Origin of the sequence: Rahnella aquatilis CIP 78.65 = ATCC 33071 (genome assembly GCF_000241955.1) — a bacterium.
Taxonomy (GTDB): Bacteria; Pseudomonadota; Gammaproteobacteria; order Enterobacterales; family Enterobacteriaceae; genus Rahnella; species Rahnella aquatilis.
In genome coordinates this window covers 2157972-2169755 of sequence record NC_016818.1, presented here as the reverse complement: position 1 = coordinate 2169755, position 11784 = coordinate 2157972, and the positions used below count along the sequence as shown (strand labels likewise).

General features: G+C 54.4%; 9 protein-coding genes, 1 pseudogene and 1 other annotated feature. Of the genes and pseudogenes, 5 read left to right on the top strand and 5 right to left on the bottom strand.

The genetic code is table 11. The features are described from left to right. Nucleotides 1-11: 11 nt before the first annotated feature. From cobS to rnm, 5 genes are all read right to left on the bottom strand, one after another. Complete coding sequence (cobS, locus tag RAHAQ2_RS09965) at nt 12-764, bottom strand: adenosylcobinamide-GDP ribazoletransferase (protein WP_015697105.1); 753 nt, start codon at nt 762-764, stop codon at nt 12-14. A 25-nt stretch (nt 765-789) separates the two neighbouring features. After that, nucleotides 790-1344, bottom strand: a complete 555-nt coding sequence (gene cobU / locus RAHAQ2_RS09960; protein ID WP_015697104.1) for a bifunctional adenosylcobinamide kinase/adenosylcobinamide-phosphate guanylyltransferase — start codon at nt 1342-1344, stop codon at nt 790-792. Nucleotides 1345-1480: 136 nt separating this feature from the next. Next, nucleotides 1481-2401, bottom strand: coding sequence for a 23S rRNA pseudouridine(2605) synthase RluB (rluB, locus tag RAHAQ2_RS09955; RefSeq protein WP_231572427.1), 921 nt, complete (start codon nt 2399-2401; stop codon nt 1481-1483). A 570-nt stretch (nt 2402-2971) separates the two neighbouring features. Continuing rightward, nucleotides 2972-3592 carry an L-threonylcarbamoyladenylate synthase gene (locus RAHAQ2_RS09950; protein ID WP_015697102.1) on the bottom strand — a complete coding sequence of 207 codons (621 nt, stop codon included), beginning with the start codon at nt 3590-3592 and terminating at the stop codon, nt 2972-2974. Nucleotides 3593-3626: 34 nt separating this feature from the next. Further along, nucleotides 3627-4550, bottom strand: coding sequence for an RNase RNM (gene rnm, locus RAHAQ2_RS09945; protein WP_015697101.1), 924 nt, complete (start codon nt 4548-4550; stop codon nt 3627-3629). A gap of 328 nt (nt 4551-4878) precedes the next feature. Continuing rightward, nucleotides 4879-4981: a sequence feature (Trp leader region), on the top strand. Between the two features lie 56 nt (nt 4982-5037). On the opposite strand from rnm, the gene RAHAQ2_RS09940 reads away from it, so the two are divergent. The 5 genes and pseudogenes from RAHAQ2_RS09940 (at nt 5038) to trpA (ending at nt 11617) form a co-directional block, all read left to right on the top strand. Further along, nucleotides 5038-6600: an anthranilate synthase component 1 gene (locus RAHAQ2_RS09940; protein WP_015697100.1), complete on the top strand. Its 1563-nt coding sequence runs from the start codon at nt 5038-5040 to the stop codon at nt 6598-6600. A 1-nt stretch (nt 6601) separates the two neighbouring features. Then, a pseudogene (gene trpD / locus RAHAQ2_RS25955) lies at nt 6602-8205 on the top strand (bifunctional anthranilate synthase glutamate amidotransferase component TrpG/anthranilate phosphoribosyltransferase TrpD). A 3-nt stretch (nt 8206-8208) separates the two neighbouring features. Further along, complete coding sequence (trpCF, locus tag RAHAQ2_RS09925; RefSeq protein WP_015697097.1) at nt 8209-9573, top strand: bifunctional indole-3-glycerol-phosphate synthase TrpC/phosphoribosylanthranilate isomerase TrpF; 1365 nt, start codon at nt 8209-8211, stop codon at nt 9571-9573. A 44-nt stretch (nt 9574-9617) separates the two neighbouring features. After that, on the top strand, nt 9618-10808 hold the full coding sequence (gene trpB, locus RAHAQ2_RS09920; RefSeq protein ID WP_015697096.1) for a tryptophan synthase subunit beta: 1191 nt from the start codon (nt 9618-9620) through the stop codon (nt 10806-10808). Continuing rightward, complete coding sequence (gene trpA / locus RAHAQ2_RS09915; RefSeq protein ID WP_015697095.1) at nt 10808-11617, top strand: tryptophan synthase subunit alpha; 810 nt, start codon at nt 10808-10810, stop codon at nt 11615-11617. Before trpB ends, trpA begins: the two co-directional genes overlap by 1 nt. The last annotated feature ends 167 nt before the right edge of the window (nt 11618-11784 follow it).

Sequence of the window (11784 nt, the reverse complement as noted above, 5' to 3'; positions counted from 1 at the left end):
AGTCCTTTCTCTCAGCGCCATAACAGGAAAACCAGAAAGATCAGCTCACTCAATTCGCATGCCGCTCCCAGCGTATCGCCGGTCTGGCCGCCGATACGCCGGGCAATAAAACGCCGCAAGCCCAGCACGCATATCAGTGTGATCAGCAATGCCGGCAGTGTAGAGATCCCGCCAATAATCAGCGTCAGAACTGCCATCAGCAGCAGGGTGATATAAAAACCCCTTTCACTGATTTTACCGATAAACAAATTGCCCATTCCCGACTCGCGGGCATAAGCCTGACGGTACATCATCACCGCCATCATGCCCCGCCCCACAACCGGCGTGACGATGAGAAATGTCAGCACCGGCAATCCGTCAGCGCTAATCTGATAAATCAGTGCAGTGCGCAGCAGAATGTCGACAATCAGTGCCAGTGCGCCGTTGGTACCGATGCGGCTGTCGCGCATAATCTCGAGGATACGTTCCCGGCTGCGCACCGAAAATAAGCCGTCAAAGCTGTCAGCCAGCCCGTCGAGATGCAAACCACCGGTCAGCATAATGTGCGTGATAACGACGGCTATCGCCGCGACCAGGACGCCGACATGCGGCAGCAAAATCAGCCACACCAGTGCGGTCAGTAAACCAATAACCAGCCCGACCAGCGGAAAGCAGACAATGCCACGTGAATACGCTTTCAGTTCAATGCCATCACACCAGCGCTCCCTGACCGGGATGCGGGTGAGAAACTGTAACGTCGCCAGAAACAGCCGCCAGAAAGCCATAATAAACTCCCTTTTCTGAGTCGTTTTATTCTGATGTTTTTACCGGTACCGGAATACCGGATACGATCAGGTACACATCATCTGCCGCAGCGGCAAGTTGCTGATTCACCCGCCCCGCAATATCACGAAAACGTCGCGCCAGCATGTTATCCGGCACAATGCCCATCCCCACTTCGTTAGTGACGATAATCACTTCCGATTCAGGATGTTGTGCCGCTTCCAGCAACTGCGCGGTTTGCGCAAAGATATGCTGCTCAATGGCGTCAAAATCCATCTCTTCCGGTTGGGATTCACCGGCTATATCAAACAACAGATTAGTAATCATCGTCGTGATGCATTCGATAATAATGGTCGGAAACTGTTCCTGATGCGCAAGCACCACTTCACCCAGATCACGCCAGCTTTCAAATGTATGCCAGTGAGCCGGACGTTGCTGCTGGTGATAACGGATGCGATCCGCCATTTCGGCATCGGTCACCACGGACGTGGCGATATACAGCACGTCGCCGCCACGGTTTTGTGCCACCTGTTCGGCAAAACGGCTCTTGCCGCTGCGGGCACCGCCGGTAATCAGCATCATAATCGGCTCCTTACTCTCTGTATGTTCATGTAACAGGGGTCAGAAATGACGTTATGCCCTGAAATTTGAGCAAAAAAAACCGCAGTCACTGACTGCGGCTTATGAGCATAGTTGGAAGTCCGTCGCTTGTCAGCGATTAACCCCGTTTTGCCGGGCCGGTAGTCCGGCGCGCCGGTGCAACCTGAGTGTGGCGCTTAACAGCACGACGGATCTGGTTGGCTTTCACACGACGACGGTCACGCTCAACCGGCAGCTTACTGACGGTTTCTTCGGTCATGTCGACCAAAGTGCGCAGATAGTTGATGTCCGGCAAATCCAGCTCTTTATAGCCGCCGCGAGGCAGGCCTTTAGGCAGATTCAGATCACCGTAACGCACGCGGATCAGACGGCTGACCTGTACGCCAACGGCTTCCCACAGACGACGAACTTCACGGTTACGCCCTTCTGTAAGGGTCACGTTGTACCACTGGTTCAGGCCTTCGCCGCCCTGGAATTTGATCGAGCGGAATGCCGCAGGACCGTCTTCCAGCTGCACGCCACGGCTCAGTTGTTTGATTTTTTCATCATCAACCTGACCGAAAACGCGCACGGCATATTCGCGCTCAACTTCACGGCTCGGGTGCATCAGGCGGTTAGCCAGTTCACCGTCGGTGGTAAACAACAGCAGACCTGAGGTGTTAACATCCAGACGACCGACGGCGATCCAGCGGGAACCGCGCATTTTTGGCAGACGGTCAAAGACAGTCGGACGGCCTTCAGGATCGCTGCGTGTACATAACTCACCTTCCGGCTTGTAGTACGCCAGCACGCGGCAGACGGTGTCCTGAGATTCCATCACCGAGAGAATATGACCATCAAGACGGATTTTGGTGCCTGCGGTCACTTCAACGCGATCGCCCAGTGTTGAGATTTTACCGTCAACACTGACGCGGCCAGCCTGAATCATCGCTTCCACTTCGCGACGTGAACCGTGACCGGCGCGCGCCAGGACTTTTTGCAGCTTTTCGCTTTGTCCTTCGGTGCTGTCCAGTGCGTTCTTCGGCTTCTGGTATTTCACTTCTTCTTCGTCACCGTTTTCATCAAACAGTGCTTCCGCTTTCGGTTTGGTGCCACGCGGTTTCAGCGGCGCACGTGGCTTTTCACCGCGTGCATTTTCCGGACGACCCGGTTTGCCGGTGCGCGGTTTTTCTATACGTGAGTTTTCAATGCGTGAATCGCCGCGACCTGCATCAGAGCGTGGCTTGTCTGAACGTGGCTTGTCGCTGCGTGGTTTGTCATTACGTGGCTTTTCGCCGCGTTTTTCAGCCCGTGACGGTTCCGGACGGCTTTTGGCTGCGCCGGAATTTCTGCCACTTTTTGGCTTGTCACCAGATGGACGTGACGCTTTGGTTTTGTCGCTGGTGTGCTTCTGGGAATTATACTTCTCGCTCATTGAGCAGCCTCATTTGTCGCCTTCACAGGCGTCGGGGGGAGCCGGCAGCACGATGTTAATCCTCGTCTGCCCGCCAAAATTCAGTTATTGCGTATTATTACAACGGCTTATAAAAAAGTCAGCCCGCCATTATACACATTTACAGGCAATTTGTATCCTGTAAAATTATCGGGATGATTATTTTTTAAACAAATCTCAGAGGAACGGTGTCGGATCGCCCGCCCCTTCGCGCACCACTTCCGGTGCGGCTTCGGTCAGGTCAACCACCGTGGTAGGCTGCTGACCGAGTGATCCGCCGTCAATCACCAGATCCACCACTTTGCCCAGATGATCTTTAATATCTTCCGGATCGGATTCTGCAAAGTCATTGCCCGGCAGCATCAGCGTGGTGGACATCAGTGGCTCACCCAGCGCTTCCAGCAAGGCAATCGCAATCGGATTGGACGGCACGCGCAGACCAATCGTTTTACGTTTTTCGCTCATCAGGCGGCGCGGTACTTCTTTGGTGGCTTTCAGAATGAAAGTGTAATTGCCCGGTGTATTGTTTTTCATCAGGCGGAAAGCCGCGTTATCGACATGCGCGTAAGTCGACAACTCAGACAAATCGCGGCACACCAGGGTGAAGTTATGGTTGCTGTCCAGTTGACGAATACGGCAAATACGCTCCATGGCGTTTTTCTCTTCCAGACGGCAACCCAGCGCGTAACCGGAATCTGTCGGATACACGATAACCTGTCCTTTGCGCAGCAATTCTACGGCCTGATTAATCAGGCGGGGCTGCGGGTTTTCCGGATGAATATAAAAATATTGACTCATTGTTCCCTCTTAATTCTTCTTCTGCGGTCGGGCTTCAGACCGGTTCAATTTCAGGCTGTTTCCCGGCGACCGGCCAGTGTTGCCATACCGGTTCCACGCCTGCGGGAAGCCAAAGTTTGCGCCCCAGCTCAATCCACGAACAAGGCTGATGGAAATCAGAACCTTGTGAGGCGAGCAATTGATAATCACGGGCGTAAGCCGCCAGTTGTGCGCGTTCGTTCGGTGCCTGCTGGCACTGCGCAACTTCCATGGCATCGCCGCCCTGTTCTGCAAAGAACGCCAGTAAGCGTTTCAGCCATTTTGTGGACAGGTCATAACGTCCCGGATGGGCGACTACCGCCTGTCCGCCAGACTGATGAATCGCATCAATCGCTTGTTCTATTGTACACCACTGTGGCGGAACGTAGCCGGTCTTGCCCCTGGCGAGGTATTTTTTGAATACCTGCGCAATGTTGTCGGCCACGCCAAATTCCACCAGATAGCGGGCAAAATGCGCACGCGTAACGGCTCCGCCATCGGCCAGACGTAATGCGCCTTCCCAGGCACCTTCAATGCGTGCTTTTGCCAGACGACGGCCCATTTCCTGTGCGCGCTGCTGACGTAAATCCGCCTGCACTTTCAGTAATTCCACCATCGCCGGATGCGCCGGGTCGATGCCCAGCCCGACAATATGGATCTCATGATTTTCCCACAGTGTTGAAATCTCGACACCGTTCACCAGTTGCAATGGCAGTTGATTGTCAACAATCGCCCGCGCCGCCCGCGCCAGGCCTTCCGTGCTGTCGTGATCGGTGATGGCCAGCACGCCGACACGCATTTCAACCGCACGCGCCACCAGCGCTTCCGGTGTTAAATAGCCGTCGGATGCGGTGGTGTGACTGTGAAGATCGTAAACAGTAAAGGCGGTGCTGGTGGTCTGGTCGTCTGCTGAAGGCGAAGTATGGATTGGTAAAGTCATCGTCACGTGGAGGGTTAACCTGTTTCTGAATGCAGTGCATATCATAACGCGTCAGGGGCGAACACGTCAGGAATGATTTCACCCGGCCGTTACGCACTGTTACGGTGCGATAACACTTTCTGCACAATGCAGTCGCACTAAAGGTGGGATTGACAGGAAAAAGAGGGTTGACATTACATCTGTGAACTAGTTTACTAGTACGCAAGTTCACGGGGCAGTTCAGAAATGAACGACGTGACAAACCGATTCGGAAAGTTTACGTTTTAAAGACGAAAACTTCATAAGCAAACAAGGGTGTCTGATGATGAAAACTCACATGATGGCGGTTCTCAGCGGTTGGCGTACTTCTCCCTGGCGGGCGGAGTAATCACGCATAGCTGTCATCAGACGCTGCAAGATTTCCGAAGCCCGCATAATGCGGGCTTTTTTGTGGCCGTCAGTTTGAAATCCGTTTAACACAAACGTTGAGAAAATTTCAGGAAGCAAAATGACTATTCAGAAACCACGTTTAGAATTGCTAACCGCAGAAGGATGTTACCGCGGCGACCCGACGGCCATTTTCCATCAGTTGTGCGGCGCCCGTCCGGCGACCCTGCTGCTGGAGTCCTCCGAGGTGACCAGTAAAGAGAACCTGAAGAGCCTGTTGATTGTCGACAGCGCCCTGCGCATCACAGCGCTGGGTTCCCGGGTTTCAATTCAGGCACTGACACCAAACGGCGCGTCATTACTCTCACTGATTGATGCCGCGTTACCGGCTGAAATTCGCAATGATGTGCGTCCCAACGGCCGCGAACTGAGCTTCCCGTCCATCGACCAGATGCAGGACGAAGACGCCCGTCTGCGTTCACGCTCCGTGTTTGATGCGCTGCGCAGCATCCTGACCTCGGTTGAAGCACCCGCCGAGGAGCGCGAAGCGATGTTCCTCGGCGGTCTGTTTGCTTACGATCTGGTCGCCGGTTTTGAAGACTTACCGACATTAGCATCTGACCAGCGTTGCCCGGATTTCTGCTTCTATCTGGCAGAAACTCTGCTGGTGCTCGACCACCAGAACCGTACATGCCGTTTGCAGGCCAGTCTGTTTACGCCGTCACCGCAAGAGAAACAGCGCCTGGGTACACGTCTTGAACAGTTGCAATACCAGTTACAATTACCACCGCATGCCATTCCGCACCAGAGCGTGCTGGCGATGCAACTGAGCATAAATCAGAGCGATGAAGAGTTTGGTGCCGTGGTGGAGAAAATGAAAGTAGCCATCCGCGCCGGTGAGATTTTCCAGGTCGTCCCTTCACGTCGCTTCTCACTGCCGTGCCCTGCTCCGCTGGCCGCTTATGAAACACTGAAAAATAACAACCCGAGCCCGTACATGTTCTTCATGCAGGATAACGATTTCACGTTGTTCGGCGCATCACCGGAAAGCGCTCTGAAATATGACGCGACCAATCGCCAGATTGAAATCTATCCGATTGCCGGTACACGCCCTCGTGGTCGCCGTGCTGACGGTTCACTGGATTTAGATCTCGACAGCCGTATCGAACTGGAGATGCGGACCGACCATAAAGAGCTGGCGGAACATCTGATGCTGGTGGATTTGGCGCGTAATGATCTGGCGCGTATCTGCGAACCGGGCAGCCGTTACGTGGCCGACCTGACTAAAGTTGACCGTTATTCCTTCGTGATGCATCTGGTATCCCGCGTGGTAGGCACACTGCGTCATGACCTCGACGTGCTGCACGCCTATCAGGCGGTGATGAACATGGGCACGCTGACCGGCGCACCGAAAGTGCGCGCCATGCAACTGATTTCAGCCTCCGAACAAACCCGTCGCGGCAGTTACGGCGGCGCGGTGGGTTACTTCACTGCCCAGGGTGATCTGGATACCTGCATCGTGATCCGCTCCGCTTACGTGGAAGACGGCATCGCCACCGTGCAGGCAGGCGGCGGCGTGGTGCTGGACTCCGTGCCGCAAGCCGAAGCCGACGAAACCCGAAATAAAGCCCGTGCAGTGCTGCGTGCCATCGCCACCGCCCACAATGCGAAAGAGGTATTTTAAGATGGCCGATATTTTACTTATCGATAACGTCGATTCCTTTACTTACAACCTCGTCGATCAACTGCGCTCAAGCGGTCACAACGTGGTGATTTACCGCAATCAGATCCCGGCTGACGTGATTATCGAAAAACTCAGCCAGCTGGAAAAACCGGTGCTGGTGCTTTCTCCGGGACCGGGTACGCCGTCAGAAGCCGGGTGTATGCCTGAACTGCTCAAACGCCTGCGCGGTCAGTTGCCGATTATCGGCATCTGTCTCGGTCATCAGGCGATTGTGGAAACCTACGGCGGTTTCGTCGGCCAGGCCGGTGAAATCCTGCACGGCAAAGCCTCGGCAATTACGCATGATAATGAAGCCATGTTTGCTGGCATGAACAATCCGCTGCCGGTAGCACGTTATCACTCGCTGGTGGGCAGCCAGATCCCTGACGGGCTGACCGTCAACGCCCGTTACGGCGATATGGTAATGGCAGTACGTCACGAAGAAGATCGCGTTTGTGGTTTCCAGTTCCACCCGGAATCCATTTTAACTTCACAGGGCGCCCGTCTGCTTGAGCAGACACTGGCCTGGGCTTTGGCGTAAGGAGAACGGTCATGCAAACGCAAACTATTCCCGGCATTCTCGACAATCTGTTTCGCGCTCAGACGATGACTCAGGAAGAAAGCCAGCAGTTATTTACCGCCATCGTGAATGGCGAACTGGAGCCAGCACAACTGGCAGGTGCCTTAATCAGCATGAAAGTACGCGGTGAGCAACCGGCTGAAATCGCCGGCGCCGCCAGAGCGCTACTGGCACACGCCGAGCCGTTCCCGCGTCCGGACTATCCGTTCGCGGACATCGTCGGCACCGGCGGCGACGGCACCAACAGCATCAATATTTCCACTGCCAGCGCCTTTGTGGCTGCGGCCTGTGGCGTACGGGTGGCAAAACACGGCAACCGCAGTGTATCCAGCCGTTCGGGGTCATCGGATTTACTGGCCGCGTTTGACATCCGTCTGGATATGCCTGCGGAAGGATCCCGGGCCGCGCTCGACGATCTGGGTGTGTGTTTCCTGTTCGCGCCGCAATACCACACCGGTTTCCGCCATGCGATGCCGGTGCGTAAATCGCTGAAGACCCGCACACTGTTTAATGTGCTGGGACCGCTGATTAATCCGGCACGTCCGCCGCTGGCACTGATTGGCGTGTACAGCCCGGAACTGGTACAGCCGATTGCGGAGACATTACGGGCGCTGGGTTATGAGCGTGCTGCGGTGGTTCACGGCGGTGGTATGGATGAAGTGGCAATCCACGCGGCAACGCAGGTTGCGGAGCTGAAAGACGGTCAAATAACCACTTACGAACTGACGCCGCAGGACTTCGGTCTGGATAATTATCCGATTGAATCCCTGCTGGGCGGCGAGCCGGAAGAAAACCGTGACATTCTGGCACGCTTATTACAAGGTAAAGGAGATCCGGCCCATGAAGCCGCGGTGGCCGCCAATGTGGCGATGTTACTGCGTCTGTTCGGTCAGGAAGATTTAAAGCAAAACGCACAACAGGCTTTGGCCGCCATGCGCAGCGGTGAACCCTACCAGCGCGTGGTAGCATTGGCAGCAAGAGGATAAGTGATGCAGCAGGAAACCGTGCTCCACAAAATTGTTCGCGATAAGGAAATTTGGGTCGCGGCACGCAAAGAACAACAACCACTGGCCAGCTTTCAGAACGAAATCACCCAGAGCCAGCGCAGTTTCTACCATGCCCTGCAAGGCGCGAGAACAGCCTTCATTCTGGAGTGCAAACAAGCTTCTCCGTCGAAAGGCAAGATCCGCGAGAATTTCGATCCGGTAGAAATTGCCAGCGTTTATAAAGACTACGCCTCCGCTATCTCCGTATTAACGGACGAGAAATACTTCCAGGGCAGTTTTGATTTCCTGCCGCTGGTGAGCAAAACCGTCACGCAACCGGTGCTGTGCAAAGATTTTATTATCGACCCGTATCAGATCCATCTGGCCCGTTTCTATCAGGCCGATGCCATTTTACTGATGCTCTCCGTGCTCAATGACGATCAGTACGTTCAGCTGGCGGCCGTGGCGCACAGCCTGAATATGGGCGTGCTGACGGAAGCCAGTAATGAAGAAGAACTGGATCGCGCCGTGAAACTGAAAGCCAAAGTTGTCGGTATCAATAACCGCGATTTGCGCGATTTATCTATCGACCTGAACCGCACCCGTGAGCTGGCACCGCGCGTACCGCATGGCGTCACGGTCATCAGTGAATCAGGTATTAATACTTACGGACAAATCCGTGAACTGAGCCGCTTCGCCAATGGTTTCCTGATTGGCAGCGCCCTGATGTCGGAACAAGATCTGAGCAGTGCCGTGCGCCGTGTGCTGCTCGGTGAAAACAAGGTCTGTGGCCTGACACGCCCGCAGGATGCTAAAGCCGCGCACCTGGCTGGCGCTATTTATGGCGGGCTGATATTTGTCGAAACCTCACCACGTTTCGTGACACAAACGCGGGCGAAGGAAGTGCAGAACGGCGCGCCGCTTAAATATGTCGGCGTATTCCGTGATGAGCCCGTCAGCAACGTGGCAGAAACTGCGCAGACACTGAATCTGACTGCCGTGCAACTTCACGGAGATGAAAGTCAGGCGTATATCGATCAATTGCGCGCAACGCTGCCGGGAGCCATTCAGATCTGGAAAGCACTGAGTGTCAAAGACACCCTGCCGCTGCGCAATCTGAATCACGTTGACCGCTACGTGCTGGACAACGGCAAAGGCGGCACGGGTTATCGTTTCGACTGGAGCACGCTGGCCGGGCAGGATCTCAGCAATGTGCTGCTGGCCGGTGGGCTGAGCGCAGATAATTGCGTCCAGGCCGCACAGCTCGGTTGCGCAGGGCTGGATTTCAACTCCGGTGTTGAAAGCGAGCCTGGCATCAAAGATGCCGAAAAAATTACCGCCGTATTCCAGACATTGCGGGCGTATTAAGCCGCACGCAATGTCGCAAAAATTGACAGACAGGACGGAATAACATGACTTTACTTAATCCCTACTTCGGCGAATTTGGCGGCCAGTATGTTCCGCAAATTCTGATGCCTGCGCTGGCCCAGCTCGAAGAGGCTTTTGTCAGCGCGCAGCGCGACCCTGAGTTTCAGGCTGAATTCATTGATCTGCTGAAAAACTATGCCGGCCGCCCGACAGCACTGACGCTGTGCAAAAACCTGACCGTCGGAACCAAAACCAGGCTGTATCTTAAACGTGAAGATTTGCTGCACGGCGGCGCGCACAAAACTAACCAGGTGTTGGGTCAGGCATTGCTTGCCAAACGTATGGGCAAAACTGAAATTATCGCCGAAACCGGCGCGGGGCAGCATGGCGTGGCATCGGCACTGGCCTGTGCCCTGCTCGGCCTGAAATGCCGCATTTATATGGGCGCAAAAGACATTGAACGTCAGTCGCCAAACGTGTTCCGTATGCGTCTGATGGGGGCTGAAGTCATTCCTGTACACAGCGGTTCTTCTACGCTGAAAGATGCCTGTAATGAGGCACTGCGCGACTGGTCCGGCAGCTATGAAAAAGCCCACTATATGCTGGGCACGGCGGCGGGCCCGCATCCTTATCCGACCATCGTGCGTGAATTCCAGCGTATGATCGGCGAAGAAACTAAAGCACAGATGCAGGAACGCGAAGGCTGTCTGCCGGATGCCGTTATTGCCTGCGTCGGTGGCGGCTCCAATGCGATCGGTATGTTTGCCGATTTCATCGACGACACCAGTGTGAAACTGATCGGCGTTGAACCTGGCGGTCTGGGCATCGAAACCGGACAACACGGCGCACCACTGAAACATGGTCACGTTGGCATTTACTTCGGCATGAAAGCGCCGATGATGCAGACCTCTGAAGGTCAGATCGAAGAATCGTATTCCATTTCTGCCGGTCTGGATTTCCCGTCTGTAGGCCCGCAACACGCCTTCCTCAACAGCATTGGCCGTGCAGAATATGTCTCCATTACCGATGATGAGGCGCTGGAAGCCTTTAAAGAGTTGTCCCGCAATGAAGGGATTATTCCGGCGCTGGAATCCTCTCATGCGCTGGCTTACGCGCTGAAACTGATCAAGGAAACACCAGAAAAAGAACAGATTCTGGTCGTGAACCTGTCCGGCCGCGGCGATAAAGACATTTTCACCGTACACGACATCCTGACTGCCCGGGGAGAGATTTAATGGAACGTTATCAGCAATTATTCAAGCGTCTGGAAAGCAAAAAAGAAGGGGCTTTTGTTCCTTTTGTCACGCTGGGCGATCCGGGCGTTGAGCTGTCACTGTCAATCATCGATACGCTGATTGAAGCCGGTGCCGACGCACTGGAACTGGGTATCCCGTTCTCCGATCCTCTGGCCGATGGCCCGACGATTCAGAATGCAAACCTTCGTGCTTTTGCTGCGGGTGTAACGCCAACGCACTGCTTCAATATGCTGGCGCGCATCCGGGAAAAGCATCCGGATATCCCGATTGGCCTGCTCATGTACGCCAATCTGGTGTTCCACAACGGCATTGAAACTTTCTATCAGCGTTGTGCTGAAGTGGGGGTCGATTCGGTACTGGTCGCCGATGTGCCATTTGAAGAATCTGCGCCATTCCGTGCGGCTGCCTTACGCCACGGCATCGCCCCTATTTTCATCTGTCCGCCAAATGCCTCTGACGATTTACTGCGTGAGATTTCGTCTCATGGCCGTGGCTACACCTATTTGCTGTCACGTGCTGGTGTGACGGGCACAGAAAAACGCGCGCTGACGCCGCTGAATCATCTGGTGGATAAACTTCGCGAATACAATGCGGCACCGCCTTTGCAGGGCTTCGGTATTTCCGAACCTTCACAGGTGAAAGAAACGCTGGCCGCAGGCGCAGCCGGAGCTATTTCCGGTTCAGCGACGGTGCGCATTATCGAAAACAATCTGCATCAACCTTCTGAAATGCTGGCCCAGCTTTCCCGTTTCGTCAGCGAAATGAAAGCGGCTACACGCGCTCAGTAGTTGTTCTCAGACAGAACCTCAGCCGAAAAGTGACTAAGGTTCTGTTTCTTTTAATTTCTTACTATTTTTTTACCCCGCTTAATTTGTATTACCCCTTTCAATAATCCAAACTAAAATGACTCTGCAGATCAATGATATTGTGCGCGATATTAATATCACGTGGTCGG

Excerpts from the sequence above, each read along its gene's own strand:
- trpA (WP_015697095.1), top strand. The coding sequence starts at position 10,808 with ATGGAACGTTATCAGCAATTATTCAAGCGTCTGGAAAGCAAAAAAGAA.
- cobU (WP_015697104.1), bottom strand. The coding sequence starts at position 1,344 with ATGATGCTGATTACCGGCGGTGCCCGCAGCGGCAAGAGCCGTTTTGCC.
- rnm (WP_015697101.1), bottom strand. The coding sequence starts at position 4,550 with ATGACTTTACCAATCCATACTTCGCCTTCAGCAGACGACCAGACCACC.
- cobS (WP_015697105.1), bottom strand. The coding sequence starts at position 764 with ATGGCTTTCTGGCGGCTGTTTCTGGCGACGTTACAGTTTCTCACCCGC.
- trpB (WP_015697096.1), top strand. The coding sequence starts at position 9,618 with ATGACTTTACTTAATCCCTACTTCGGCGAATTTGGCGGCCAGTATGTT.
- trpCF (WP_015697097.1), top strand. The coding sequence starts at position 8,209 with ATGCAGCAGGAAACCGTGCTCCACAAAATTGTTCGCGATAAGGAAATT.
- RAHAQ2_RS09940 (WP_015697100.1), top strand. The coding sequence starts at position 5,038 with ATGACTATTCAGAAACCACGTTTAGAATTGCTAACCGCAGAAGGATGT.
- RAHAQ2_RS09950 (WP_015697102.1), bottom strand. The coding sequence starts at position 3,592 with ATGAGTCAATATTTTTATATTCATCCGGAAAACCCGCAGCCCCGCCTG.